This is a genomic window from Thiocapsa marina 5811 (assembly GCF_000223985.1).
In the GTDB taxonomy this organism is placed as follows: domain Bacteria; phylum Pseudomonadota; class Gammaproteobacteria; order Chromatiales; family Chromatiaceae; genus Thiocapsa; species Thiocapsa marina.
In genome coordinates this window covers 252,437-276,887 of sequence record NZ_AFWV01000006.1, presented here as the reverse complement: position 1 = coordinate 276,887, position 24,451 = coordinate 252,437, and the positions used below count along the sequence as shown (strand labels likewise).

Here is a 24,451-nt window from a genome sequence, read left to right as displayed (position 1 = left end):
AGCGATGTCCGTCCCGACGGTCGGGTGACTCTCGCGGCGAGGGCAGGCCGCACTGTCCTCGGTGCACGACGGTCGATCGCTTGAACGGCCGTTGTGTCCGACGGCATCATCGCGGTGTCGAAACCTGCAAAAGGACGAGAACGCTCAGGAAGTCAAACGTAGGCACGGGCACCGACTTGCGCGGTTTGTCGTTGTTTCACCCAGCCGAGTAGGCAAGAGTCCTTATGTCACACTTCATCGACCGTCGACTGAACGGCAAGAATAAGAGCACGGTCAACAGACAGCGTTTCTTGAAGCGGTACAAGTCGCAGCTCAAGCGCTCGGTCGCCGATGCCGTGAACAAACGCAGCATTACCGATATCGACTCGGGCGAGCGTGTCGGGATTCCGTCCAAGGACATCTCCGAACCGGTATTTCATCACGGCAAGGGCGGGGTGCGGGACATGGTGCACCCGGGCAACAAGGACTTCATCGCCGGGGATCGGATCCGGCGTCCCGAGGGCGGCGGCGGGGATGGCTCGGGTCAAGGAAAGGCCGGAAAGGGCGGACAAGGCGACGACGATTTCATGTTCGAGCTGTCGCGAGAAGAGTTCATGGATCTCTTGTTCGACGACCTCGAGCTTCCCAATCTGGTGCGGAACCAGTTGATGGGAACGACCGAGTTCAAAACGGTCAGGGCCGGTTATTCAACCGATGGGTCGCCCTCGAATATCGACGTCGTGCGCTCCCTCAAGGGTGCCATCGCGCGGCGCACGGCGATCGGTGCGCCCTTGCGTGCCCGCGCGCGCGAGCTCGAGGAGGAGCTTCAGACCCTGCTCGACAGGGGCATCGACGAGACGGACGCCCGCGTGCGCGAGATTCGCGAGGAGATCGATCGACTGCGCACCCGGATCGCGGCCTTGCCGTTTATCGATACCTTCGACCTGCGTTATCAGAGCTTCACGAAGCTTCCCGAGCCGACGAGCAAAGCGGTGATGGTCTGTATCATGGACGTCTCGGGCTCGATGGATCAGGTCCGCAAGAATCTTGCGAAGCGGTTCTTTATCCTGCTGTATCTCTTCCTGCAGCGGAACTACGACAAGATCGACGTCGTTTTTATTCGTCATCATACGATCGCCCAAGAGGTCGATGAGCAAGAGTTTTTCTATTCGCGCGAAACCGGCGGTACGGTCGTGTCAAGTGCACTGAATCTGGCTTACGACATTCTCAAAGAGCGCTACGATTCATCGGTTTGGAACATCTATGCCGCGCAGGCCTCGGACGGAGATAATTGGGATTCCGATTCCACGGTCTGCCGTGATCTGCTGGTGGAGAAGCTGATGCCGTTGATGCGCTATTTCGCCTATGTCGAGATCACCCCGCGACAGCATCAAAGCCTTTGGTACGCCTATCAAGAGGTCCGGGCCCTGCACCGCCACTTCGCGATGGAGGAGATCGACGGCGCCGAGGATATCTTCCCCGTGTTTCGGGAGCTGTTCAGGAGGCAGGAGGCATGACCAAAAACCTCATTTCCGACTCCTCGGAATGGTCGTTCCCTCTGTTGGAGAGGTTCGATCGGGAGATCGGCCGCTTGGCCCGCGATGTCTACGGCCTGGATACCTATGCCAACCAGATCGAGGTCATCAGCTCCGAGCAGATGATCGATGCCTATTCATCGGTCGGTCTGCCCATCAACTATCCGCATTGGTCGTTCGGCAAACAGTTCGTCGCGACCGAGCAGACGTATCGGCGCGGTCAGATGGGATTGGCCTACGAGATCGTGATCAACTCCGATCCCTGTATCGCCTACCTCATGGAGGAGAATACCCTGCCGATGCAGGCGCTCGTCATCGCGCATGCCTGCTACGGTCACAACAGCTTCTTCAAAGGCAATTATCTCTTCCGCACCTGGACCAGCGCCGATGCGATCATCGATTATCTGGTCTTCGCACGGCGATTCATCGCCGAGTGCGAGGAACGCTACGGCGAGGCCGAGGTCGAGCTCTTGCTCGATTCCTGCCACGCGCTGATGAACCACGGCGTGGATCGTTACAAGCGACCGACGCCGCTGACGCTTGCGGAAGAGCAGCGACGCCAAAAGGATCGCGCCGCGTATCTGCAATCGATGGTCAATGATTTATGGCGGACCTTGCCGACGTTCGATTCCGACGACGGCGCAGAGCAGGATGCACGCTGGCCGGACGAGCCCCAGGAGAACCTGCTCTACTTCATCGAGAAGAATGCCCCCCTGCTCGAGCCGTGGCAGCGCGAGATTGTTCGAATCGTCCGGAAGCTCGGTCAATATTTCTACCCGCAGCGCCAAACGCAGGTCATGAACGAGGGGTGGGCGACATTCTGGCACTACACGCTCATGAACCATCTCTACGACGAAGGCTTCGTCACCGACGGATTCATGATGGAGTTCCTCCAGTCGCACACCGGTGTGGTGTTCCAGCCCACGTTCGACGTGCCCTATTACAACGGGATCAATCCCTACGCGCTCGGTTTCGCGATGATGCGCGATATCCGGAGAATCTGCGAGGAGCCGACCGACGAGGATCGCCACTGGTTCCCGGACATCGCCGGTGGCGACTGGCTGAAGGTCTTGGACTTCGCCATGCGCAACTTCAAGGACGAGAGCTTTGTTGCGCAGTATCTTTCGCCGACGGTCATGCGCGATCTGCGTTTGTTCGCGATCTCGGACGATGACCGCGAGGAGCACCTGGAGGTCACCGCGATCCACGAGGAGCAGGGCTACCGTGCGTTGCGACAATCACTGGCCGAACAATACAACCTCGGCTCGCGCGAGCCGAACATTCAGGTGTTCAACGTCGATCGTCGCGGCGATCGCTCCATGACCTTGCGGCACTATCGGCACAATCGTCGCCCGCTGGGTGATTCGGTCGAGGAGATGCTCAGGCATATCAGGCGCCTGTGGGGATTTACCGTGCGCCTGGAGACCTTGGACGAGAACGGCAGGACACAGTTGATCGGCGAATGTTGATCGACCGAAGGGTCGGGCCTGAGGGATAACCGGTATGCGTTGCCGTTTGGTCGGTCTGTTTTGGATTTTGGTTGTCGCCTCTTCGCCGGCGTCGACCGACGGGTTGTTGCGACCGACGCTCGATTCGATTCGGGACGCGAGAACCGTCGCGGTCGAGGGCGTTCCGCTGTTGTCCGGCCGTCTGCTGTCCGAGTTCTACGGGGAACGCGGAGATGTCTTGGTCTGGGTCGACCTTGAACGGATTGCGCAGCTCTCGGACCTCGCGCAGCGAAGCACGTCGGATGGCTTCCGACCGGAGGATTTCCACGCCGAGCATCTACGTCGACTCGCCTCGCCGGGTGTGCTTGACTCCCTGACCGGCAACGAACGGATGGCCGCCGATCTCATCCTCAGCGATGCGCTGGCGCGCTACGTCCACCACCAGCGCTACGGCAAGCTCGATCCGGTCGCCGTCGATTCGAAATGGCACGACCGAGCTCCGGCGTCGAGCGAGGTCATCCTCGGCGATATGAGCCGGGCGCTTGACGGTGAGGATCTGGAAACCAGCCTAAGCGAGGGTTTTCCTCGCCCGTTCTGGTACGAGGATCTGAAGCAAGCCCTGCAAAGCTTTACGACCCGCGCCTCTCTCGCGGGATTGCCGCCCCTGCCGGCCGGACCGAATCTAGCCCGCGGAAACCGGCATCCGCGTGTTGCGATGCTGCGTGAGCGGCTCGAGCGCCTCGATGGCGCGGCGGTTGCGACGCCACCCGATGCCGATCTCTTCGACGCCGCTCTTCACGAGGCCGTGCTGTCTTTTCAACGGCGATCGGGGCTGACCGCCGACGGCGTCGTGGGTCCTTCCACCCTTGCGGCGCTCAACGGGCACGGCGACGAGACGAATGCGGAGCAGATCCGGATCAATCTGGAGCGCATGCGTTGGCTCTATCAGGATCTTCCGGCCGATTATGTCTTCGTCGACGTCGCCGCGTTCAAGGTTCACCTGGTGCGTGACGGAGCTTTCGCTTGGTCGACGCGCGCGATCGTCGGCACGTCCGAGACGCAAACCCCGATGTTTCGCGACACCATGGACCATCTCGTCTTCAATCCGACCTGGACGGTGCCCGTGTCCATTCAGAAGAAGATGGGCAGGGTTTCCGGCGACTATCGTTTGGTCGATCGCCGCACCGGAAAGCAGGTCGGCGGCGGCGATGCCCGCGATTACAAGCGCTACCGGCTCGTTCAGGCACCGGGTCCAAAGAATGCCCTCGGTCGCGTTAAGTTCATGTTTCCGAACCGCCATGCCATCTATCTTCACGACACGCCCGGAAAGGCTGCGTTTGGACGTCAGGCGCGTGCGCTGAGTAATGGCTGTGTCAGAGTCCAGGATCCGCTGGCCCTTGCAGAGGCCATTCTGGACCAGCCCAACTGGGACCGGTCCGGGATCGAGCGCTTGGTCGAGCGCGGACGGACCCGTTACGTCGATCTCGCGGATGACCTGCCGGTGCTGCTTTACTACTTGACGGCCTTCGCCGACGACCAAGGCAAGGTCGGGTTTCGTCGGGATATCTACGCACGCGACGAGGCCCTGCGTGCCGCCTTTTCGGCCCCGGTTCTGCGTACGCGCATCAGCTTCCCGGAGCCTCCGACCGAGCCCCCGAGCACGACACCCCCGAAGCCCGAACCAGCGCCGGATGCCGAGCCGTCCGACAAAGACACATCGGTTCGCCTCACCGGCCGGGATTCCGCGGCAGGCCGCGTCGACGAGCGTAGCTCGGGGACCGATGGCCCCGACCCTGCCGTTTCGACCCTCGATCCTGCGCAAGCGCGCCCCATAGGTCGCCTCTGAGGATCGCTTTCATCGGGTTTTCCTTCTCCCGATTGCCTGGGTTTCGATTCGCTCCGCGAGTCTTCCCGGGGACGTCCCGCGCGTTTCGTGTTTGCCCCGGGGTGGATTGAAATCCTCTCTCCCGTTAGACTCCGGCTTGGTCGCGATTCCGAAGGTATGCGAGTCTCGACACAAACACCAAACGTTACGAACGGAGAACTCTGTTTTGATTCGACAGAACATCTGGTTGATCCCGGCGCTCGCAATGTTGGCGTTGCTTCCTACGACAACCCTTCAAGCCAATGTCACGGACGGTACGGCCTCGTACTACGGAGATCGTTTCGACGGGCGGCGGACCGCCAGCGGCGTCCGATTCGACAAGGACGCCTTGACCGCGGCACATCGGACACTTGAGTTCGGAACGCGGGTGAGTGTGACGAATAAGGCAAACGGCCGATCCGTCGAGGTCGTCATCAACGATCGCGGCCCCTTCGTGAGAGGCCGTACCATCGACCTTTCGAAGGCGGCTGCCCGAGAGATCGGAATGCTGGGCCGGGGCGTTGCCCCGGTGCGTCTCGAGGTCGTCGACTCGGGCAATCCCTCGTGGGCGACCGGGAAGAGCATCGCGCGGACCGATGCCGAGCGGGTCCTCATGGATCTCTTCTGAGCCGCATCTGCCGCGGCGCCTCGTGGTCGTTCGGGGGCGTTGCCGGTTCGAACCGGGTTCCATCTCGTACCGGCCGCGGTCTAGCGCCCGAGACGCTCACCCCACGTCCTCGCGGCGGCGATGATCCGACCGTTGTCCAACCCGGTCGGCAGCCCGTCGCGGAGCAAGTGGCGACCCCGCACCCAGACCTGACGCACCTGTTGCTGACTGGCCGCGTAGACTAGTTGCGAGACCGGGTGATAGAGGGGCTGGGTGTGGGAGTCGCGCAGATCCAGCGCGACCAGGTCTGCTGATTTGCCCGGCTCGAGCGAGCCGATCTCATCCTCCAGTCCAAGGGCTCTGGCACCGTTGATGGTCGCCATCCGCAACGCGGTTGCGGCCGGCAGGGCGGAGGCCGAGCCTGCCACGCCCTTGCCCAGCAAGGCGGCCGTGCGCATCTCCCCGAGCATGTTCAGGTCGTTGTTGCTCGCCGCGCCGTCGGTGCCGATCGCGACGTTGATCCCCGCATCCAAGAGCTTTGCGACGGGGCAGAACCCGCTCGCAAGTTTCAGATTCGACTCCGGGCAATGCACCACATGAGCGCCCGAGTCCGCCAAAAGTGCGATCTCGTCCTCCTCGAGCTGGGTCATGTGTACGCACACCAGTCCCGGGCCGACCAATCCGAGCCGGTTCAGCCGCGAGATGGGGCGCTCGCCATGGTCGCGCAGCGACTGGAGGACCTCGTCGCGCGTCTCGTGGAGATGGATATGGATCGGGACCTCGAGCTCGTCCGCAAGCGCACGCACGCGTTGCAGCGGCGCATCCGATACCGCGTAGGGCGAATGCGGGGCGAAGGCAACCCGGATCAACGGATGGTTCCGATAGTGCTCGTGCAGGGCGAGGCCCTTGGCGATGTATTCGTCGGCACTCGCGGCATATCCGGTGGGGAAATCCACGACGATCATCCCGATGACGGCGCGCATCCCGGCCTCCGCAGTGACCTGTGCCGTGACCTCGGGATGGAAATACATGTCGTTGTAGCAGGTGATGCCGCCGCGCAGCATCTCGAGGACGGCCAGCCGGGTTCCGTCGGCAACGAACGCCGGATCGACCCAACGCTGCTCGGCGGGCCAAATGTGCTCGTGCAGCCACGTCATGAGCGGGAGGTCGTCGGCCAGCCCCCGCATCAGCACCATGGCCGCGTGGGTGTGGGCATTGACCAGGCCCGGCATCAGCAGATGGCCCGGCAGCTCGATCACCCGTTGGGCCTCGACGCTGCGCCGCGCCTCTTCGGACGTCAGCACGGCGAGGATACGCCCGTCCGCGACCGCGACCGCATGATCGGTGAGCTGACGATCCAGTGGATCGACGGGTAATACCCACTGGGCATGGATCAGAAGCTCGGCTTGCATCGGTCGGTCCTTTCAGTCGGGGCAGGGGATGGGTGACAATGGCGAGAACATGCCACAAGGAGCCCCCGATGGAAACAACGATCCCGACCGTGCCGACCCCGGACGATGCCGCACTCTGGCACGAGGGTGTCCTCTATCTCGCGGATCAGCGACTGCTGCCCGATCGTGCGGAGTTTCTGCGACTGACCGATGCGGGTGCGGTCGCCGATTCGATTCGGGCGATGGTGGTGCGCGGCGCGCCGGCTATCGGCGTGGCTGCGGCCTATGGGGTGGCTCTTGCGGGGCGGGACGCCTACGCGGCCGCAGGGGGCGGCTGGAAGGCGGCGATCGAATCCGATCTCGCGCGTCTCGCCGCCTCCCGCCCGACCGCGGTCAACCTCTTCTGGGCGATCGACCGGATGCGCCGCTTGATCGCGCGTCTGGATGAACGCGACCCCTTCCCTGCCTTGGTGGACGAGGCGCTGGCCATTCACGCCGAGGATCGTGCGGCCAACCGGGTAATCGGCGACTTGGGAGCGGCGCTGATCGAGGCGCGGACCGACATCATCACCCATTGCAACGCCGGGGCGATCGCCACCGGCGGTTACGGCACGGCGCTCGGCGTCATCCGCAGCGCCTACGCGGCGGGCAAGGTCGGGCGCGTCTTCGCCGACGAGACGCGGCCCTGGATGCAGGGGGCGCGTCTTACCGCCTGGGAGCTGATGCACGACGGCATTCCGGTGACCCTGCAGGCCGACGGCGCGGCGGCGAGCCTGATGGCCGGCCGCTCGGTCGGCTGGGTGATCGTCGGCTCGGATCGGATCGCCGCGAACGGGGATGTCGCCAACAAGATCGGGACTTACGGCCTTGCGATCCTCGCGAAACACCACGGCATCAAATTCATGGTCGCGGCACCCACGTCGACCATCGATCTGGAGGTCGCGAGCGGTCGCGAGATTCCGATCGAGGAACGTGATCCTGACGAGCTGCTGAGCTGCGGCGAGCGGCGTCTCGCACCCGCCGGGTGTGTCGCCCGCAATCCGGTGTTCGACGTCACGCCGGCGGAGCTGGTCGATGCCATCGTCACCGAGCGGGGCGTGGTGCTTCGGCCGACGAAGGAGAAGATCCGTGCCTTGATGGGTGGTTGGGGGCTCTAAACCGCGCCGGCTCCGACCGTTGTCGGAGCCGGCGCGGCCAAGCGACGCCTCCGAATGACGCAGACCGCACCGGGCGCTGTTCAGGTTCAACGTCGATGTTAAACCCAGCGGAGCGACAGCGATGGAAGCATTTAAACTCAAGACCCTGGCCGATCTGTTCAATGCTTCCGATGAGCGTGTCGAGCTGATCGATGGCGAGATTGTCCAGCGCCCGATGGCGCGGATCGAGCACGGCTTCGTGCAAAGCAATACGGTCGCCGAGCTCGACGCGTTACGACGCACCGCTGGCCCTGGCGGCTGGTGGATCGCCAGCGAGGTCAGCGTCCACTACGCCGACCACCAGTGCCCGACCCACGATCTCGCGGGCTGGCGCAAGGAACGGCTGCCGGAGCGCCCCAGCGGGGTGGTCGAGATCGTCCCGGACTGGGTGTGCGAGATCGTCTCGCCCGGTCATGAGCGTAAGGACACGCTGACCCTGTTTCTGCTGCTTCAGCGCCAACAGGTGTCCTATTACTGGCTGATATGGCCCGAGGAACGCTCACTGGTCGCCTGGCAGCTCGACGGGGGCAGCTACCGGGTCGTCGCCAGCGTCGCCGCGCCCGGCCCCGACGAGCGAAAGATGCGCATCCCGCCGTTCGATGCCATCGAGATCGACCTGGGTTACATCCTGGGCGATGAAGCCTAAACCGCGTCCAGAGCGATATGCGTCGTTTTAAGTGTGCGTTTGGCTTCGGAGATATCCTTGATCCCCGTGAGACGCGGTTTAGAATTTAAGCTTTTTTAAGACTTTAAACCGCACCGGGCGTGACTTACTCTCGGCGGCGGCGCAGTGTGACGCTCTCCCCGCCGATGCCCCAGTTGTCGGTCTCCACCTCGTCGATGACGACCATCGTCGTCTGCGGATTCTTCCCGAGCACGTCGACCAGCAGCTGTGTGACGCCTTGGATGAGTGCCTCCTTCTGCTCGGCGGTCGCACCCTCGCGGGTGATCTTGATGTTGACGTAGGGCATGTCGCTCTCCGGTCGATCCGATGTGGATGAAGAAAAATCGAAAAAGAAAACGACGTCAACCGGGGATTGCCGAGTCTGCACATAAATCCGCCACGTCGCCGATCCCGGCAATGAGTGGACGAGCGCCGTAGGGTACGAGCTCTGTAGGGTGGACGAGCGAGAGCGAAGTCCACCTGGCCCAGCGCCGGCGCCGGTGGACTGCGCTGCGCTTGTCCACCCTACCTGCCGGTCGCACCCTACCTGCCGGTCGCATGAACAACGCTGGATTGCCGACCTCTGCGAAGCCGCCCACGAAAGACTCCATGTCGCCCCGGACGCGGTTCAGGCCGGCGCCAGTAAGCGCTCGAGGATTCCGCGGTAGATCCCGGAGAGCTCGTCGAGCTCGACGACCCCGACGCACTCGTTGACCTGATGGATGGTGGCGTTGACCGGACCCAGCTCGACGACCTGCGCGCCGGTCGGTCCGATGAACCGCCCGTCCGAAGTGCCGCCGCTCGTGGAGAGCTGGGTCTGGATGCCGGTGACCGCCGCAATCGACTCGCGGCTCGCGGCCACCAGCTCGCCGGCCGGTGTCAGAAAGGGGCTGCCCGAGAGCCGCCAGTCGAGCGCGTATTCGAAATCCCCGGCGTCCAAGATGGCCCGCACGCGTGCCTGGATGGTTTCCGGGTCCAGCTCGGTGGAGAAGCGCAGGTTGAACTGGGCCTCGAGTCGGCCCGGGATCACGTTCTCAGCGCCCGTGCCCATGTTCAGGTTGGCGATCTGGAAGCTGGTGGGCGGGAAGTGGTCGTTGCCCTGATCCCAGACCTCGGCGCAGAGTGCCGCGAGTGCATCGACGCAGGCGTGGAAGGGGTTCTTCGCCAGGTGCGGATAGGCGACGTGACCCTGTTTGCCCTGCACCCGCAGGACGCCGTTCAGACTCCCGCGTCGACCGTTTTTGATGGTGTCGCCGAGCCGCTCGCGCGCCGAGGGCTCGCCGACCAAGGCGTAATCGATCTTCTCGCCGCGCTGCTCCAAACGCTCCACGACGCGGCGGGTCCCGTCGATGGACGGCCCTTCCTCGTCGCTCGTGATCAGGAAGGCGATGGATCCGCGATGATCCGGATGATCGCCGACGAAGGCCTCCACCGCGGTGATCATGGCCGCGAGCGAGCCCTTCATGTCGCAGGCGCCGCGCCCGAAGAGACGGCCGTCGCGGATGGTTGGCTCGAAGGGGGCCGAGTCCCACTGCTCGACCGGGCCGGTCGGAACCACGTCCGTGTGGCCGGCGAAGCAGAAGAGCGGACCGTCATCGCCGCGTCTGGCCCAAAGGTTCGCGACCTCCCCGAAGCGCATGTCTTCGATGCGAAAACCGATCGCGGCCAACCGCTCGGCCATAAGGGCCTGGCAGCCCGCGTCGTCGGGTGTGACGGAAGGGCGGCGGATCAGCTCGCACGCAAGCTCCAAGGTCGGGGACATCGACATCAGCCGAAGAGCCTCTCATAATCGGTTTGGGAAAAACCCGCGAGCCGGACCTCGCCCGTGTCGAGCATCGGTCGACGAATGATCGACGGGGTCTCGAGCATGACCCGGATCGCGGCTTCCGCGTCCATGCCCTCGCGCACGTCCTCGGGCAGCTTGCGCCAGGTCGTGCCCCGACGGTTCACCAGCGTCTCCCAGCCCAGCTCCTCGACCCAGGCGCGCAAGCGGGTCTCGTCGATCCCCTCGCGTTTGTAATCGTGGAACCGATAGTCGACACCGTGCGCGGCCAGCCAGGCGCGGGCCTTCTTCATGGTGTCGCAGTTGGGAATGCCGTAGACCTCGACCACGTCTTTAAACCGCGCCCGGTGCGGTATGAGTCATTTGCAGGATGGCTTGGCCGCGCCGGCTCCGACGACTGTCGGAGCAGGCGCGGTTTAAAGGATTAAACATCTTAAATTCTAAACCGCGTCTCACTGGGATCAAGGATATCTCCGAAGCTAAACGAACACTGAAAACGACACATGTCGCTCTGGACGCGGTTTAGATATCCCGAAGCAGCTCGTTGATGCCGACCTTTCCGCGGGTCTTCTCGTCGACCTGCTTGATGATGACGGCGCAATAAAGGCTGTGGCTCCCGTCCTTGGCCGGGAGACTGCCGGGGACCACGACGGCGCCGGGCGGGACGCGGCCGTAAAGGATCTCGCCGGTCTCTCGGTTGAAGATCTTGGTGCTCTGACCGATGTAGACGCCCATCGACAGCACTGCACCTTCGCCGACGATCACGCCTTCGACGACCTCGGAGCGGGCGCCGATAAAGCAGTTGTCTTCGATGATGGTGGGTGCCGCCTGCACCGGCTCGAGCACGCCGCCGATCCCGACACCGCCGGAGAGATGGACGTTCTTGCCGATCTGCGCACAGGAGCCGACGGTCGCCCAGGTGTCGACCATGGTGCCCGAGTCGACATAGGCGCCGATGTTGACGTAGGAGGGCATGAGCACGCAGCTCGGCGCGATGTAGGCGCCCTTGCGCGCGGTCGCCGGCGGCACGACCCGAACCCCGCCGTCGCGGAACTCGCGCGAGTTGGTGTCGGCAAACTTGGACTGAACCTTGTCGTAATAGTTGGTGAAACCGCCCTTGATGAAGGCGTTGTCCTCGATCCGGAACGACAGAAGGACCGCTTTCTTGAGCCATTCGTGGACGACCCAATCGCCGTCGCGCTTCTCGGCGACCCGCAGCTCGCCGCGGTCGAGTCGCTCGATCGTGTCCTGCACGGCATCGCGCACGCGGGTCTCGACCGTGCGCGGGGTGATCTCGGCACGTCGCTCGAAGGCCTCTTCAATGATGGATTGCTGGTCGCTCATGGGGTGTTCTCTGCTGTCGTGTTGAAGACCTCGGAAAACGCAGGTCTCGGGCGTTTGGAGCGCAAAGGCGCGAAAGGCTCAAATGATGACAATGCCGTCAGATCTGCTCGAGGCATCGTCGAATCCGACGTGCGGCATCCACGCACTCGTCCAGCGGCGGGACCAGCGCGAGTCGGATGCGGTTTCGACCTGGATCGGCCCCCTCGACCACGCGCGAGAGGAAACGACCCGGCAGGACCGTCAGGTTCTCCTCGGCGAAGAGGCGCGCGGCGAAGTCGGTGTCCGGGATCGGCGTCTCCGGCCACAGGTAGAAACCGGCCTTCGGCGCCGCGACCGCAAGCGCGTCTCCGAGGATCGCGAGGACGGCGTCGAACTTCTCGCGATACAGCCGTCGATTCTCCCGTACATGGGTCTCGTCGCTCCAGGCCGCGATGCTGGCATGCTGATGCGGCAGGGACATGGCGCAGCCGTGATAGGTCCGGTAGGCGAAGAAGTCGCGGATCAGCTCGGCGTCGCCTGCAACGAACCCCGAGCGCAGGCCCGGCGCGTTGGAGCGCTTCGAGAGGCTATGGAAGACTATGCAGCGACTGAATGCGGTGTTGCCGATGGCGGCCGAGACCTGGAGCAGCCCGAGCGGCGGGTCGGATTCATCCAGATAGAGCTCCGAGTAGCACTCATCCGAGGCGATGACGAAGTCGTGACGTTGCGCAAGCTCGATGAGACGCGCATAGGTTGCCCGATCGAGCAGGGCGCCGGTCGGGTTGCCCGGCGAGCAGATGTAGAGCAGGCGGCAAGACCGCCAGGTCGCCTCGTCCACCGCCTCGAAATCCGGGACAAAGCCGTTCGCCGCCTCGCACGCGAGATATCGCGGCTGTGCGCCGGCCAGAAAGGCGGCGCCCTCGTAGATCTGATAGAAGGGGTTGGGCATCAAGACGAGCGCGTCCCGCGAGCGATCGATCACGGCTTGCGCGAAGGCGAAGAGTGCCTCGCGCGTGCCGTTCACCGGCAAGATCTGTGTGTCCGGGTCGATGCCGAGTGTGCCTACCCCCATCGAGCCGTCCGACCCGAGCTTGAATCGGTTCGAGAGCCAGGCCGCAATGGTCTCGCGCAGGGCCGGAATGCCGCGCGTCGTCGGATAGACGGCGAGCTGATGCAGGTGTGCGATCAAGGCATCCGTGACGAGCCCCGGGGTCGGGTGTTTCGGCTCGCCGATGGAGAGCGCGATGTGGTCGCGATCGGCCGGCGGAACGAGTCCGTGCTTCAGTGCGGCGAGTCGTTCGAAAGGGTAGGGCTGCAAGCGCCCGATATCCGGGTTCATCGGGTCATCCTGAGTTGGTTGTCTAAACTGCGTCTTCCGGCGGCCGCTGTCTGCACCGAGGTCGAGTCCATCTCGAAACGTCACATTTCACTCAGGACGCGGTTTAGTATAGGCGAACGTCCAAGCCGGCTCCATGCCGAGGGGAATCCGATGCCGCTGGTCCGTTCCATCCATCATGTCAGTCTGATCGTTGCCGATACCGCGCGGGCGCTCGATTTCTATCACGGCGTTCTGGGTCTCGAGCGCGACCCGGAGCGCCCGGACCTGTCGTTTCCGGGGGCCTGGCTTTGGGTGGACGATCAGCAGATCCACTTGCTCGAGCTGCCGAACCCGGATCCGGTTGCGGGCCGTCCCGAGCACGGCGGCCGGGACCGACATCTCGCGATGCGGGTGAGTGGTCTGGACGAGGTGACGGCCCGGCTCGAGGCCGCCGGACTCCCGTATACCGTCAGTCGCTCGGGGCGGCGCGCGCTGTTCTGTCGTGATCCGGACGGGAATGCGCTCGAGCTGATCGAGACCGGCTGAGGCCCTGAGACCGGCGGTGTACATATTCCCGGCCGTAGGGTGGACGAGCGAGAGCGAAGTCCACCGCACCCCGCGTCGGCGCTGTTGGACTGCGCTGCGCTTGTCCACCCTGCGGCTACGATCAGCGACGTGGCCGAGTTTATGAGCAAACCACACTCCCGACCCTCGAGCGACCTTAGAATCCCCTGAAATACCAGTGGTTGTCCCAGCCTGGCGGCACATAGATCGGCGTGTCGCCGGGTGTGGCGGATGTCGTCGGACCGCTGCCGAGCTCGGGCAGGGTGGGCATACCGGTGACCCAAGGCCAGGGTAGCGGGGGCTGTCCCGGACCAAGGCTGCGAAAGATCTCCAGATCTTGATCCATGCGTTCGAGACGCGCTGCACGGCGTCGGCGCACATCCTCTTCCCACGCCTCCTGCTGTGCGGCCGCCCTCGGGTTGTTGGCTCGCCGACGCGCCTCGTACGCGCTTCGCGTTGCCTCGCGTCTGGCCTCCCAGGCTTGTCGTTGGGCACGGACCTCGTCGAGCCAAGGTGTCGGCGCGCCGCCCGGTGGTTGATCCCCGAAGGTTTGGCCGACGGACTGGACGGGTACGGCCAGGTTCTCGTCGGCTGCGACGGCCTCCGAGATCAGCAGGATTGCGACGAGCACGGCGGCGCCGAGTCTCATGCCCTTGCGGTGTGCCGGTAAGCAGAGCGCGACGGCGGGCCGATGCTCAGGGCGTCCCATGGCCTTCCAACCGGTCGTGGATCTCACGTCGCAAGCAGGATAGGGCGGTCTCGCAGGTGATGGGGGTTTCATCGTCGTTGGTGATGAAGAAGACATCGTCGACCTCGGCGCCGACCGTTGCGATCTTGGCGTTCTGAAGACGGATGCCGCATTCCTGGAAGACCGCGCCGACTTCCGCGAGCAGGCCGGGGCGATCCAGGGTTGCGAGCCGCATGATGGTGCGGCGGTTCGGCTCGTCCGTTGAAAAGGTGACACGCGTCTCCGTCGGAAAATACCGATGACGTCTGGGCATGGAGCGTGCGACTTGGATCTCCTCCCCGGCATCCTCGGCGAGATCCGCGACTAAGCAGGACCGAATCTCCTCCATCCTCAATGTGTCGTGGATCGGACTGCCGTCCTGGTCCAGCACCTGGTAGGTGTTGACCGCCATGCCGCCCTCGGTGGTCAGGATGCGTGCATCCATGATGTTGAGGCCGACCTGATCCAAGAGGGCGGTGATGCGTCCGAAGAGGTTCGCGCGATCGGTCGTGTAGATGAAGATCTCGGTCCCTCCGCGCGCCGTCACCGGGCGAATGACGACGAGCGGCAGCTGCTCGGGCTCGCAGGCGAGGATCTGGCGCGTCTGCCAGGCGATCTCGTCGGGCGAGTTGTGCAGGAACAGGTCCTGACTGAGCTTGTTCCAGAGCCGATTGCAGGCGGCGGGATCGCCGCCGTAGCGTGCCACCAGGCGCCGAGCCTCGGTCTGTTTCTGCTGGATCAGCTCGTCCTGGGCTTGCGGGTTCTCCAGTCCACGCAGCAGCGCGCGGCGTGTCCCGTGATACAGCTCGCGCAGCAGCGCATCCTTCCAACTGTTCCAGCGTTCGGGGTTGGTTGCCCGGGCATCCGCAACCGTCAATAGGTAAAGGTAATCCAATCGTGTCGTGTCGCCGACGACGGCGGCGAAGGATTGGATCACCTCCGGATCGCTGATGTCCTTGCGCTGGGCCGTCATCGACATCAGCAGATGTTTTTCAACCAGCCAGCCGACGAGCCGGCTGTCGAATTCGGGCAACCCGTGAAGCCGACAGAACGCACGGGCGTCGTCGGCACCGAGCAGTGAATGGTCACCGCCGCGGCCCTTCGCGATGTCGTGGAAGAGGCCGGCGAGATACAGCAGCTCGAGCTTGGGGATGCGCCGAGCGATCGCGCTGCAGAGCGGGAATTCGTCGTCGTGCTTGGTCACGGTGAAGCGGCGCAGATTGCGCAGCAGCGACAGGGTGTGCTCGTCGACCGTGTACACGTGCAGCAGATCGTACTGCATGCGCCCGACGATATTGGCGAAGGCCGGGATGTAGGCCGCGAGTACGCCGTAACGGTTCATACGACGAATGGCATGGGTGAGGCCGCTCGGGTGACGGAGGATCTCCATGAAGAGACTGCGCGCGCGCAGATCGGCGCGGAAGTCATCGTCGATGCGGTGGCGATTCTCGCGGATCAGCCGGATCGTGCTGGCGCGCACGCCTTCGAGCTCCGTATGGACCTGAAGGATGTGGAAGATCTCGAGCAGGGCGATCGGGTAGCGCCGAAAGACGCTCGCCGAGGTGACCTCGAGATAGCCGCTGCGAGACTGGAAGCGCTTATTGACCGGAACGGGCGGACCGACCTCGTCATGCAGGAGAATCGCCTCGCGAAAGAGCTGCAGCAGCATCTCGTTGAGCCGATTGAGCTCTTGGACCGTGCGGTAGTACTGCTGCATGAACTGCTCGACGGCAAGGTTGTTCGGACCGTCTTCGAAGCCGAACTGGGTGCCGAGGGTTCTCTGATACTCGAACAGGAGTCGGTCCTCGCGCCGCCCGGCGAGGCGATGCAGCGCGAAACGGATCCGCCACAGCAGTGTTTGCCCCTCGATCAGCGTGCCGTATTCCGATTCGGTCAGGAACCCGTGACCGACCAGCTCGTGCAGCGTCTCTGCGTCGAAATGGCGCTTGGCGACCCAGCCGATCATCTGAATATCGCGCAGGCCGCCCGGGTTTTCCTTGATGTTGGGTTCGAGGTTGTAGGCGGTGCCGCCGTATTTTTGCCAACGCGTGCGTTGTTCCCGGGTCTTGGCGGCGAAGAATTGCTCGCTGTTCCACATGCGCTCGGGGCTGACGACGTCGCGCATCCGATGGCACAGCGCGCTGCTGCCGCGGATCAGGCGCGCCTCCATCATATTGGTCATGACGGTCACGTCGTCTGCGGCCTCGCGTGCACACTCCTCGGGCGTGCGCACGCTGTGTCCAACCTCCAAGCCGATGTCCCACAAGCAGGTCACCAGCCCCTCCAGGGGAGCGGCAAGGCGTGCGTCGGCATCGGCGTCGACGATGACCAGGATGTCGATGTCGGAGGCCGGTTGGAGCTCCTGCCGACCGTATCCGCCGACCGCGACCAAGGCGGCGTCGTCGGTCTCCCCGACGTGGTGGTCCCAGACCTCGCGCAGGACGTCGTCGATGAGGAGACTGCGTTGCAGGACCAGGCTCCCGACCGGTACGCCTTGGTCGAAGTCGGCGAAGAGTCGGTCGCGCCCGGCTTTGAGCCGCTTTTTCCAATCGGCGATCAGCGCCATTGGATCGGGCGCAGAGCTCGGCTCCGCGACCGCCCCCGACGCGGGGCAGGGAGCGGTGCTCATGGGCGGGCGACGATGGCGCGTTCCAGCTCGGTTTCCTCGGCCGGTGGTTCGTTTGCACGCTCCTCGGCGCGCAAGGTCAGGATTTCATGGCCCTGCTCGGTGACGAGGACCGTGTGCTCCCATTGCGCCGACAGACTGCGATCCTTGGTCACGACCGTCCAGCCGTCCGGGAGCAGTTTGATGAAGCGCTTGCCGGCGTTGACCATCGGCTCGACGGTGAAGCACATCCCCGCCTTCAGGACCAAGCCCTCCCCCGGCTTGCCGTAGTGCAGGACCTGCGGCTCCTCGTGAAAGGCTTGCCCGATCCCGTGCCCGCAATATTCGCGGACCACGGAACACCCCTGTCCCTCGACGAAGTGCTGAATCGCGTGGCCGATGTCCCCCAAGGTCGCGCCGGGGCGCACCCTCGCGATACCGAGGCGCATGGCCTGCTGCGTGACGGTGACGAGACGGCGAGCCAGGATGCTCGGCTCGCCCACGAAGAACATCTTGCTCGTATCGCCGTGATACCCGTCCTTGATGACGGTGATGTCGATGTTGACGATGTCGCCTTTCTTGAGGCGCTTGTTGCCCGGGATCCCGTGGCAGACCTGATGGTTGACCGAGGTGCAGATCGATCTGGGAAAGCCGCGGTAGTTCAAGGGTGCCGGGATGGCCCGCTGGATGCGCGTGATGTAGTCGTGGCAAATGCGGTCGAGCTCGTCCGTGGTCGCGCCCGGCACGACATGGGGGGCGATCATGTCGAGCACGTCGGCCGCCAGTCGGCCCGCCACGCGCATCTTTTCGATCGCCTCGGGGGTCTTGATTGGCACGCTCATGGCGTGCGTCGCTGAATCGACATCGGGTCCGGATCTCACAGAAAACCTTGAGGTAATTGCTCGTAATGAACGCGCTATGGTATAAAACCCGGCGCGCTGCGGCAAATCGGCTGCTGTCGGCTATCGACGAGCCGAAGACCTGTCGAGATCCTGCGCGCAGTCGGCCGCAATCCCGGGTGATCCGGGCTGAAAATCGCCGAACCGAGACCGGCCCCGATCCGCGGGCGCCGGAAAATGTCCGCACACGCATCGACACAACCGGCCGGGTGCCTGGTAAACAGGTTGCCGCTTGGGATGCGTGGAGGCCCAACCCAGACTATAGGAAGTGAGACCGTGAGCGAAGTCACCATGCGCCAGATGTTGGAAGCGGGCGTCCATTTCGGACACCAAACCCGCTACTGGAACCCCAAAATGGGGGCCTTCATCTTCGGGCAACGCAACAAGATCCACATCGTCAACCTCGAGAAGACACTGCCGCTCTACCAAGAGGCGGTGAACTTCATGGGCTCGTTGACGGCCAACGGCGGCCGTATCCTCTTCGTCGGCACCAAGCGTGCGGCACGAGACGCCATCAAGGAAGAGGCACTGCGCTGCGGGATGCCCTATGTCAACCATCGCTGGCTCGGCGGCATGCTGACCAACTTCAAGACCATTCGGCACTCGGTCAAGCGGCTCAAAGAGCTCGAGACGATGTTCGCCGAAGGCACGATCGAGCGATTCAACAAGAAGGAAGCGCTCGGTCTCGCACGCGAGCGCGCCAAACTCGAGCAGAGCATCGGCGGTATCAAGGACATGGACGGCCTCCCGGACGCGATGTTCGTGGTCGATGTCGGCCATGAGAAGATTGCGGTTACCGAAGCCAACAAGCTCGGAATCCCGGTGGTCGGCGTGGTCGATACGAACAACGACCCGAGCAAGGTCGACTACGTGATCCCGGGCAACGACGACGCCATCCGCGCGGTTCGCCTCTACATCAGCGGTGCGGCGGACGCCATCCTCGACGGCCGCAACACTGCGGCCGCCATGGTCGGTCGCGGCGATACCTTTATCGACGCCCCCGTCGAGAGCGAAGCGGCGCCGAGCGCCGTCGCCGAAGCCGAGTAGAGCGGCTGCGTCGATTCGGGTGCGTCCGGACTCGATCCGGGCGCCCCTCTCATTCGCCGTTCGCACCCGAGCACTCGGGCGCGAACGCATCCAGACAAACTCGAATGCGTCCCGCGAGGGACCGAGGAACCAAACGATGGCGATTACAGCGGCATTGGTGAAAGAGCTCCGGGAGCGCACCGGCGCCGGCATGATGGAGTGCAAGAAGGCGCTGGTGGAGTCCGACGGCGATATCGAAGCGGCGATCGAGGCCATGCGCAAGGCCGGTCAGGCGAAGGCTGCGAAGAAGTCCGGACGCACGGCGGCCGAGGGCGTGGTCATGATCGAGATCGCGCCGGACGGCAAGCGCGGTGTCTTGGTCGAGATCAACTGCGAGACCGATTTCGTAGCAAAAGACGCCAGCTTTCTCGACTTTGCGCAATCGACCGCAGCGACGGCGCTCGCCGGCGATATGGCCGATGCGGAGACGCTCTCGGCAACACCTCTGCGGGACGCCCCGTCGACCACCGTCGACCAGGCTCGCGAGGCCCTGATCACGAAGATCGGCGAGAATGTCCAGGTGCGTCGCTTAGTCCGTTTCGACGATGTCGAAGGCCGTCTCTACAGCTACCGCCATGGTGTTCGTATCGGCGTCGTGCTCGACATGAGCGGCGGCGACGAGACCCTCGGACGCGACATCGCGATGCACATCGCCGCGACCAACCCGCTGTGCCTCGGGGCCGACGAGGTTCCGCCCGAGACGCTCGCCAAAGAGCGTGAGATCTTCAAGGCGCAAGCGCTCGACAGCGGCAAACCCGAGGCGATCGTGGACAAGATCATCGACGGGCGCGTGCGCAAGTATCTCGAAGAGGTCACCCTGCTCGGTCAGCCGTTCGTGAAGGATCCCGACACCTCGGTGGAGAAGCTCCTGAAGCAGGCGGGCGCAGCGGTGCACCGCTTTGCCCGTGTCGAGGTCGGCGAGGGCATCGAGAAGAAGGTCGAGAACTTCGCCGAAGAGGTCATGGCACAGGTTCGCTCGACCTAAACCGCACCCGGCGCGGTATGCGAAGTTTTTGGATGGGGCCGGCCCCTGCGGACTTGACGGACGCCGGAGCTGGCGCGGTTTAGGCTGCACGATTCGGTCGGTGCGACGCGACCCGACGCCATCCAAACGACCCCATCCAGATGAATGGGCCCCGAGGGCTGCGCGAATCTCGCGCCGCCTTCTCCGACTCAACCCATGACGAGGTTCTCCCGCCATGACGGCGCCCCTATATCGACGCATCCTGCTCAAGCTCAGCGGCGAGGCACTGGTCGGCTCCGAGGCTTACGGCATCGATCCGGAGATTCTGGACCGCTTTGCCGGCGAGATCCGTGACCTCGCCGCCGTCGGTGTTCAGGTGGCACTCGTCATCGGTGGCGGGAACATCTTCCGCGGGGCGGGTCTTGCGGCCAAGGGGATGGACCGCGTCACCGGGGATCAGATGGGGATGCTCGCGACCGTGATGAACGGGCTGGCGATGCAGGATGCGCTCGAGCGCATCGGTGTCCCGGCGCGCGTCATGTCGGCCCTGAAGATCAATCAGGTCTGCGAGGATTACATCCGGCGACGTGCCATGCGCCATCTCGAGAAGGGTCGCGTAGTCGTCTTCGCCGCCGGGACCGGCAACCCGTTTTTCACGACCGATTCTGCGGCCAGTCTGCGTGCGATCGAGGTCGGTGCGGATCTGCTGATCAAGGCCACCAAGGTCGACGGCATCTACTCGGCCGACCCGATGATCGATCCGGGGGCGACCTTCTACCCCCGCATCAGTTATGATCGTGCGCTTCGTGAAGGACTGCAGGTTATGGACACGACGGCCATCGTGCTCTGTCGTGACCATGGTATGCCACTGCGTGTAATGAATATCAACGAGCCCGGTGCCTTGCTGCGGCTGATTCGCGGCGAAGACGTCGGCTCGTTGGTCGTAAGCGGGAACTGACATGATCGACGACATCAAGAAGGACGCTGCGGAACGTATGGCCAAGAGTGTCGAAGCCCTGAGCCACGAGCTGGCCAAGATTCGAACCGGCCGGGCGCATCCCTCCCTTTTGGACCATGTGATGGTCTCCTATTACGGCTCCGAGATGCCCATTCGTCAGGTGGCCAACGTGAGCGCGGAAGATGCGCGAACGCTTGCCGTCACGCCGTGGGAACGCAACATGGTGCAGGCCGTCGAGAAGGCCATCATGCAGTCGGACCTCGGGCTCAATCCCAACACCGCGGGGACGGTCATTCGGGTTCCCATGCCGGCGCTGACCGAGGAGCGGCGGCGCGATCTCATCAAGGTCGCACGCAACGAGGCCGAGCAGGCGCGGGTTGCCGTGCGCAACATTCGTCGCGATGCCAACCATGATCTCAAGGAGCTCGTGAAGGACAAGATGATTTCCGAGGACGAAGAGCGCCGCGGTCAAGAGCTCGTTCAGAAGCTGACCGATCAATACATCAAGGATGTGGATGCGGTTTTGGCGGAGAAAGAAGCGGACTTGATGTCGATTTGAGGCGGGGCGGGCGAGCCCGACGACGATCAACGTGGATATTGCAACGCCCGCAGCCGGCATGCGTGATTCGGATTCACCTGATCCGTCCGTGCCTCGACATGTCGCCGTCATCATGGACGGCAACGGCCGCTGGGCCAAGCAGCGCGATCGCCCCCGCACGGCGGGTCACCGAGAGGGGGTGAAGAGCGTTCGGGCCGTTGTCGAGGAAAGCGTCCGCCGCGGCGTCGGCACACTGACGCTGTTCGCCTTCAGCAGCGAGAATTGGCAGCGACCTCGTTCCGAGGTGAATATCCTCATGGAGCTCTTTATGAGCGCCTTGCGGGGTGAAGTGCGTCGTTTGAACGACAACGATGTTCGGCTTCGCATCATCGGCGAGCGCCAGGCCTTCCCCGAAAAGCTACAGCGCCGCATCGCCGAGGCCGAAGAGCTCACGGGAGGCAACCGGTCACTGAATCTCCAGGTCGCGGCCAATTACGGCGGGCGCTGGGACATTGCTCGTGCGGCTCGGCGCTTGGTGGCGGATGTGCTGAGCGGGTCGCTCGATCCGGATGCGATCGACGAGCAGGCGGTGACGAGCCGCCTGTCGTTTCCCGATCTCCCGGAACCCGACCTCTTCATTCGCACCGGCGGGGAGCAGCGATTGAGCAATTTCGTGCTTTGGCAGTCGGCCTATGCCGAGCTCTACTTCACCGACCTCCTGTGGCCCGACTTCGACGCGGCGGCCTACGGTCGAGCACTCGACGACTACGCCCGCCGTCAGCGGCGGTTCGGGCGAACGGGCGAGCAGGTGGCGTCGCGTGATCCGATGAGTGCGTATGGGCGGGGTTGACGTCTTGCCTGTCTCCAATGCGCTGAAGCGCCGAACGATCACGGCGCTCTCGTTGGTGCCGCTCGTGATCGCCGCTGTCCTGTGGCTGCCGACGCCGGCCTTCGCACTTGTCTTGGCCGGTGTCTTGATGCTGGCCGCTGTCGAGTGGTGCACGCTGGCGGGACTGACGCGGCCGATCGCGCGCGCCCTCTATCCGACGAGCATCCTCGGCGTGATGGCGCTTGTCTGGATTTGGCCGCAGGCTCAACCCTGGTTTTTCGGTCTCAGCGCCCTGTGGTGGGTCGTGCAGGCGTTTGCTCTGCCGCAGATTCGTGAGATCCCGAGAGTCGAGGGCGTCCAATGGTCCTTGCTGCCCGCCGGTTTTCTCGTTCTGGTCGGTCCGTGGGCGGCGCTGATCCATCTGCATGGGCTTCCTGATTCGGGTCCGGCACTCGTTCTCTTCCTGCTCTTTCTGATGTGGACCGCCGATTCGATGGCCTATTTTGTCGGCCGCGCCTGGGGCGACGGTCGGGCGAAGCTTGCGCCCGTGCTCAGTCCGGGCAAGACACGTGTCGGCGTTTACGGGGCCATCGTCGGGGCCGCCGTCTGCGGTCTGGCGTTTTCCCGGATCCTGTCCGCGAGCCCGACTGCAACCCTGCTGATCCTGCTGGTCTGCGGCGTCGCCGTCGTGATCTCGATCGTCGGAGATCTCTACGAGAGCCTGCTCAAGCGTCGCCGCGGTCTGAAGGACTCGAGTCATCTCTTGCCGGGCCACGGCGGCATGCTCGACCGCATCGACAGCTTGACGGCGGCTGCACCCGTGTTTGCCTTGGGTCTCACCTTGATTGGAGTAGCGACGTGATCGGCCTAACTGTCCTTGGCTCGACCGGCTCGGTCGGCGTGAGCACCCTCGATGTCGTTGCGCGACACTCCGATCGCTTTCGGGCGGTTGCCTTGACGGCGAATCGCGACAGCGCGCGCATGGCCGAGCAGTGCCGCCGCCACCGACCGCAGATTGCGGTCATGGTCGACGAGGAGGCCGCGCGGCGTTTGCGCGAGCTGCTCTCGGATATGCCGGACCGCCCGGAGATCCTCGCGGGTGCCGATGGCCTCGAGCAGGTCGCGACTATGCCGGAGACCGACTACGTCATGGCTGCGATCGTCGGTGCCGCGGGTCTGCCGCCCACACTGGCTGCCGCCCGCGCGGGCAAACGTCTGCTGCTCGCCAACAAGGAGTCCCTGGTGGTGGCCGGTGCCTTGCTCATGCGTGCCGTGGAGGAGAGCGGCGCGCAGCTGCTGCCCATCGACAGCGAGCACAACGCCATCTTCCAATGTCTGCCGCCGAACTTCTGCGAGGGTTTGCCGTCGGTCGGGGTCGAGCGAATCCTGTTGACCGCCTCCGGCGGTCCGCTGCGCGATTGGCCGATCGATCGGCTCGCGTCCGTGACCCCCGAGCAGGCCTGTGCACATCCGACCTGGGCGATGGGTCGCAAGATTTCGGTCGATTCGGCGACGATGATGAACAAGGGTCTGGAGGTCATCGAGGCCTGTTGGCTTTTCGGCACCGATACCGATCGTATCCAAGTCGTCGTCCATCCCCAGAGCGTGATTCACTCGCTGGTGCAATATCAGGACGGCTCCGTGCTCGCCCAGCTCGGCAATCCCGATATGCGCACCCCGATCGCCCATGCACTCGGTTGGCCGGCGCGCCTGGATGCAGGCGTTTCCCCTCTGGATCTCTTCAAGGTCGGACATCTGGATTTCGAAGAACCGGATCTCGCACGGTTTCCCTGCCTCGGTTTGGCCTTTCGGGCAGCCTCCACGGGCGGAACGGCACCCGCGATCCTCAACGCCGCCAACGAGATCGCGGTCGCCGCCTTCTTGGACCGACGCCTCGATCTCCCCGGGATCGCCGCTGTCGTCGAGGGGACGCTCGAGTCGCTTCCGAACGAAGACGTCGACGGGCAGGATCTCGCCTTCCTTTTGGATGTGGATCGGCGGGCGCGCGAGCATGCGGAGCACCTGGTCCGGTCGCGGGCTATTTAAACCGCGTCCGGATCGACAAACGCCGGGGGCGTGGGAAATGGTTGCCCGCGGTTACCCCGCTGACGTTGTTGTCGATGCGGTTTAAATAGAATAAAAAATAACAACTTAAATCGCGTCACTCCGATCG

At 64.0% G+C, this 24,451-nt stretch carries 23 protein-coding genes; 14 read left to right on the top strand and 9 right to left on the bottom strand.

Annotated features, from left to right (window positions below):
• Positions 1–224 precede the first annotated feature (224 nt).
• From THIMADRAFT_RS10710 to THIMADRAFT_RS10695, 4 genes are all read left to right on the top strand, one after another.
• On the top strand, positions 225–1,496 hold the full coding sequence (locus THIMADRAFT_RS10710; protein WP_007193050.1) for a YeaH/YhbH family protein: 1,272 nt from the start codon (positions 225–227) through the stop codon (positions 1,494–1,496).
• On the top strand, positions 1,493–2,983 hold the full coding sequence (locus THIMADRAFT_RS10705; protein WP_007193049.1) for a SpoVR family protein: 1,491 nt from the start codon (positions 1,493–1,495) through the stop codon (positions 2,981–2,983). The genes THIMADRAFT_RS10710 and THIMADRAFT_RS10705 overlap by 4 nt, the downstream gene beginning before the upstream one ends.
• 34 nt (positions 2,984–3,017) lie before the next feature.
• Positions 3,018–4,808: a L,D-transpeptidase family protein gene (locus THIMADRAFT_RS10700; protein WP_007193048.1), complete on the top strand. Its 1,791-nt coding sequence runs from the start codon at positions 3,018–3,020 to the stop codon at positions 4,806–4,808.
• A 205-nt stretch (positions 4,809–5,013) separates the two neighbouring features.
• Positions 5,014–5,454, top strand: a complete 441-nt coding sequence (locus THIMADRAFT_RS10695; RefSeq protein WP_007193047.1) for a septal ring lytic transglycosylase RlpA family protein — start codon at positions 5,014–5,016, stop codon at positions 5,452–5,454.
• 80 nt (positions 5,455–5,534) lie between these two features.
• Here the strand turns inward: THIMADRAFT_RS10695 and THIMADRAFT_RS10690 are convergent, their stop codons facing one another.
• Positions 5,535–6,845, bottom strand: coding sequence for a TRZ/ATZ family hydrolase (locus THIMADRAFT_RS10690; protein WP_007193046.1), 1,311 nt, complete (start codon positions 6,843–6,845; stop codon positions 5,535–5,537).
• A 68-nt stretch (positions 6,846–6,913) separates the two neighbouring features.
• Here THIMADRAFT_RS10690 and mtnA point away from each other — a divergent pair, with 68 nt between their 5' ends.
• Both mtnA and THIMADRAFT_RS10680 read left to right on the top strand, forming a co-directional pair.
• The gene (gene mtnA, locus THIMADRAFT_RS10685) at positions 6,914–7,981 is read left to right on the top strand and encodes an S-methyl-5-thioribose-1-phosphate isomerase (protein ID WP_007193045.1); all 1,068 of its coding nucleotides are present in this window, start codon (positions 6,914–6,916) and stop codon (positions 7,979–7,981) included.
• Positions 7,982–8,102: 121 nt separating this feature from the next.
• Complete coding sequence (locus THIMADRAFT_RS10680; RefSeq protein WP_007193044.1) at positions 8,103–8,666, top strand: Uma2 family endonuclease; 564 nt, start codon at positions 8,103–8,105, stop codon at positions 8,664–8,666.
• A gap of 124 nt (positions 8,667–8,790) precedes the next feature.
• Here THIMADRAFT_RS10680 and THIMADRAFT_RS10675 read toward each other — a convergent pair whose 3' ends face one another.
• The 5 genes from THIMADRAFT_RS10675 to dapC form a co-directional block, all read right to left on the bottom strand.
• Positions 8,791–8,991, bottom strand: coding sequence for a tautomerase family protein (locus THIMADRAFT_RS10675; protein WP_007193043.1), 201 nt, complete (start codon positions 8,989–8,991; stop codon positions 8,791–8,793).
• Between the two features lie 321 nt (positions 8,992–9,312).
• Complete coding sequence (gene dapE, locus THIMADRAFT_RS10670) at positions 9,313–10,446, bottom strand: succinyl-diaminopimelate desuccinylase (RefSeq protein ID WP_040731038.1); 1,134 nt, start codon at positions 10,444–10,446, stop codon at positions 9,313–9,315.
• Positions 10,447–10,451: 5 nt separating this feature from the next.
• On the bottom strand, positions 10,452–10,796 hold the full coding sequence (locus tag THIMADRAFT_RS10665; RefSeq protein ID WP_007193041.1) for an ArsC family reductase: 345 nt from the start codon (positions 10,794–10,796) through the stop codon (positions 10,452–10,454).
• A gap of 193 nt (positions 10,797–10,989) precedes the next feature.
• The gene (dapD, locus tag THIMADRAFT_RS10660) at positions 10,990–11,811 is read right to left on the bottom strand and encodes a 2,3,4,5-tetrahydropyridine-2,6-dicarboxylate N-succinyltransferase (protein WP_007193040.1); all 822 of its coding nucleotides are present in this window, start codon (positions 11,809–11,811) and stop codon (positions 10,990–10,992) included.
• A gap of 97 nt (positions 11,812–11,908) precedes the next feature.
• The gene (dapC, locus tag THIMADRAFT_RS10655) at positions 11,909–13,129 is read right to left on the bottom strand and encodes a succinyldiaminopimelate transaminase (protein WP_007193039.1); all 1,221 of its coding nucleotides are present in this window, start codon (positions 13,127–13,129) and stop codon (positions 11,909–11,911) included.
• A 150-nt stretch (positions 13,130–13,279) separates the two neighbouring features.
• Between dapC and THIMADRAFT_RS10650 the strand changes: the two genes are divergently transcribed.
• Positions 13,280–13,654 carry a VOC family protein gene (locus THIMADRAFT_RS10650; protein ID WP_007193038.1) on the top strand — a complete coding sequence of 125 codons (375 nt, stop codon included), beginning with the start codon at positions 13,280–13,282 and terminating at the stop codon, positions 13,652–13,654.
• Between the two features lie 175 nt (positions 13,655–13,829).
• Here THIMADRAFT_RS10650 and THIMADRAFT_RS10645 read toward each other — a convergent pair whose 3' ends face one another.
• From THIMADRAFT_RS10645 to map, 3 genes are read right to left on the bottom strand one after another with little or no spacing between them, the layout of a single operon-like run.
• Positions 13,830–14,381, bottom strand: a complete 552-nt coding sequence (locus THIMADRAFT_RS10645; RefSeq protein ID WP_007193037.1) for a hypothetical protein — start codon at positions 14,379–14,381, stop codon at positions 13,830–13,832.
• Positions 14,368–17,028 (bottom strand): [protein-PII] uridylyltransferase, encoded by a 2,661-nt coding sequence (gene glnD, locus THIMADRAFT_RS10640; protein ID WP_007193036.1) that lies wholly within the window; start codon positions 17,026–17,028, stop codon positions 14,368–14,370. Before glnD ends, THIMADRAFT_RS10645 begins: the two co-directional genes overlap by 14 nt.
• On the bottom strand, positions 17,025–17,846 hold the full coding sequence (map, locus tag THIMADRAFT_RS10635; protein WP_007193035.1) for a type I methionyl aminopeptidase: 822 nt from the start codon (positions 17,844–17,846) through the stop codon (positions 17,025–17,027). The genes glnD and map overlap by 4 nt, the downstream gene beginning before the upstream one ends.
• A gap of 348 nt (positions 17,847–18,194) precedes the next feature.
• Between map and rpsB the strand changes: the two genes are divergently transcribed.
• The 7 genes from rpsB to ispC all read left to right on the top strand — a co-directional run bounded on the left by rpsB (position 18,195) and on the right by ispC (position 24,324).
• Positions 18,195–18,950 (top strand): 30S ribosomal protein S2, encoded by a 756-nt coding sequence (gene rpsB, locus THIMADRAFT_RS10630; protein WP_007193034.1) that lies wholly within the window; start codon positions 18,195–18,197, stop codon positions 18,948–18,950.
• A 136-nt stretch (positions 18,951–19,086) separates the two neighbouring features.
• Positions 19,087–19,974: a translation elongation factor Ts gene (gene tsf / locus THIMADRAFT_RS10625; protein WP_007193033.1), complete on the top strand. Its 888-nt coding sequence runs from the start codon at positions 19,087–19,089 to the stop codon at positions 19,972–19,974.
• 214 nt (positions 19,975–20,188) lie between these two features.
• A complete protein-coding gene (gene pyrH / locus THIMADRAFT_RS10620) occupies positions 20,189–20,911 on the top strand; it encodes a UMP kinase (protein ID WP_007193032.1) in 723 nt (240 codons plus the stop codon).
• 1 nt (position 20,912) lies between these two features.
• Positions 20,913–21,470, top strand: a complete 558-nt coding sequence (gene frr, locus THIMADRAFT_RS10615; RefSeq protein WP_007193031.1) for a ribosome recycling factor — start codon at positions 20,913–20,915, stop codon at positions 21,468–21,470.
• 58 nt (positions 21,471–21,528) lie between these two features.
• Entirely contained in the window at positions 21,529–22,299 is a 771-nt protein-coding gene (gene uppS, locus THIMADRAFT_RS10610) for a polyprenyl diphosphate synthase (RefSeq protein ID WP_083829267.1), read from the top strand.
• On the top strand, positions 22,286–23,140 hold the full coding sequence (locus THIMADRAFT_RS10605) for a phosphatidate cytidylyltransferase (protein WP_007193029.1): 855 nt from the start codon (positions 22,286–22,288) through the stop codon (positions 23,138–23,140). The genes uppS and THIMADRAFT_RS10605 overlap by 14 nt, the downstream gene beginning before the upstream one ends.
• Positions 23,137–24,324: a 1-deoxy-D-xylulose-5-phosphate reductoisomerase gene (gene ispC, locus THIMADRAFT_RS10600; protein WP_007193028.1), complete on the top strand. Its 1,188-nt coding sequence runs from the start codon at positions 23,137–23,139 to the stop codon at positions 24,322–24,324. Before THIMADRAFT_RS10605 ends, ispC begins: the two co-directional genes overlap by 4 nt.
• Positions 24,325–24,451 lie beyond the last annotated feature (127 nt).

Coding starts and splice junctions, on each gene's coding strand:
- THIMADRAFT_RS10680 (WP_007193044.1), top strand. CDS start 8,103: ATGGAAGCATTTAAACTCAAGACCCTGGCCGATCTGTTCAATGCTTCC.
- THIMADRAFT_RS10700 (WP_007193048.1), top strand. CDS start 3,018: ATGCGTTGCCGTTTGGTCGGTCTGTTTTGGATTTTGGTTGTCGCCTCT.
- THIMADRAFT_RS10690 (WP_007193046.1), bottom strand. CDS start 6,845: ATGCAAGCCGAGCTTCTGATCCATGCCCAGTGGGTATTACCCGTCGAT.
- THIMADRAFT_RS10705 (WP_007193049.1), top strand. CDS start 1,493: ATGACCAAAAACCTCATTTCCGACTCCTCGGAATGGTCGTTCCCTCTG.
- glnD (WP_007193036.1), bottom strand. CDS start 17,028: ATGAGCACCGCTCCCTGCCCCGCGTCGGGGGCGGTCGCGGAGCCGAGC.
- dapD (WP_007193040.1), bottom strand. CDS start 11,811: ATGAGCGACCAGCAATCCATCATTGAAGAGGCCTTCGAGCGACGTGCC.
- frr (WP_007193031.1), top strand. CDS start 20,913: ATGATCGACGACATCAAGAAGGACGCTGCGGAACGTATGGCCAAGAGT.
- THIMADRAFT_RS10710 (WP_007193050.1), top strand. CDS start 225: ATGTCACACTTCATCGACCGTCGACTGAACGGCAAGAATAAGAGCACG.
- THIMADRAFT_RS10650 (WP_007193038.1), top strand. CDS start 13,280: ATGCCGCTGGTCCGTTCCATCCATCATGTCAGTCTGATCGTTGCCGAT.
- mtnA (WP_007193045.1), top strand. CDS start 6,914: ATGGAAACAACGATCCCGACCGTGCCGACCCCGGACGATGCCGCACTC.
- THIMADRAFT_RS10645 (WP_007193037.1), bottom strand. CDS start 14,381: ATGGGACGCCCTGAGCATCGGCCCGCCGTCGCGCTCTGCTTACCGGCA.
- uppS (WP_083829267.1), top strand. CDS start 21,529: ATGCGTGATTCGGATTCACCTGATCCGTCCGTGCCTCGACATGTCGCC.
- rpsB (WP_007193034.1), top strand. CDS start 18,195: ATGCGCCAGATGTTGGAAGCGGGCGTCCATTTCGGACACCAAACCCGC.
- dapE (WP_040731038.1), bottom strand. CDS start 10,446: ATGTCCCCGACCTTGGAGCTTGCGTGCGAGCTGATCCGCCGCCCTTCC.
- map (WP_007193035.1), bottom strand. CDS start 17,846: ATGAGCGTGCCAATCAAGACCCCCGAGGCGATCGAAAAGATGCGCGTG.
- tsf (WP_007193033.1), top strand. CDS start 19,087: ATGGCGATTACAGCGGCATTGGTGAAAGAGCTCCGGGAGCGCACCGGC.
- pyrH (WP_007193032.1), top strand. CDS start 20,189: ATGACGGCGCCCCTATATCGACGCATCCTGCTCAAGCTCAGCGGCGAG.
- THIMADRAFT_RS10605 (WP_007193029.1), top strand. CDS start 22,286: ATGGGCGGGGTTGACGTCTTGCCTGTCTCCAATGCGCTGAAGCGCCGA.
- THIMADRAFT_RS10675 (WP_007193043.1), bottom strand. CDS start 8,991: ATGCCCTACGTCAACATCAAGATCACCCGCGAGGGTGCGACCGCCGAG.
- dapC (WP_007193039.1), bottom strand. CDS start 13,129: ATGAACCCGGATATCGGGCGCTTGCAGCCCTACCCTTTCGAACGACTC.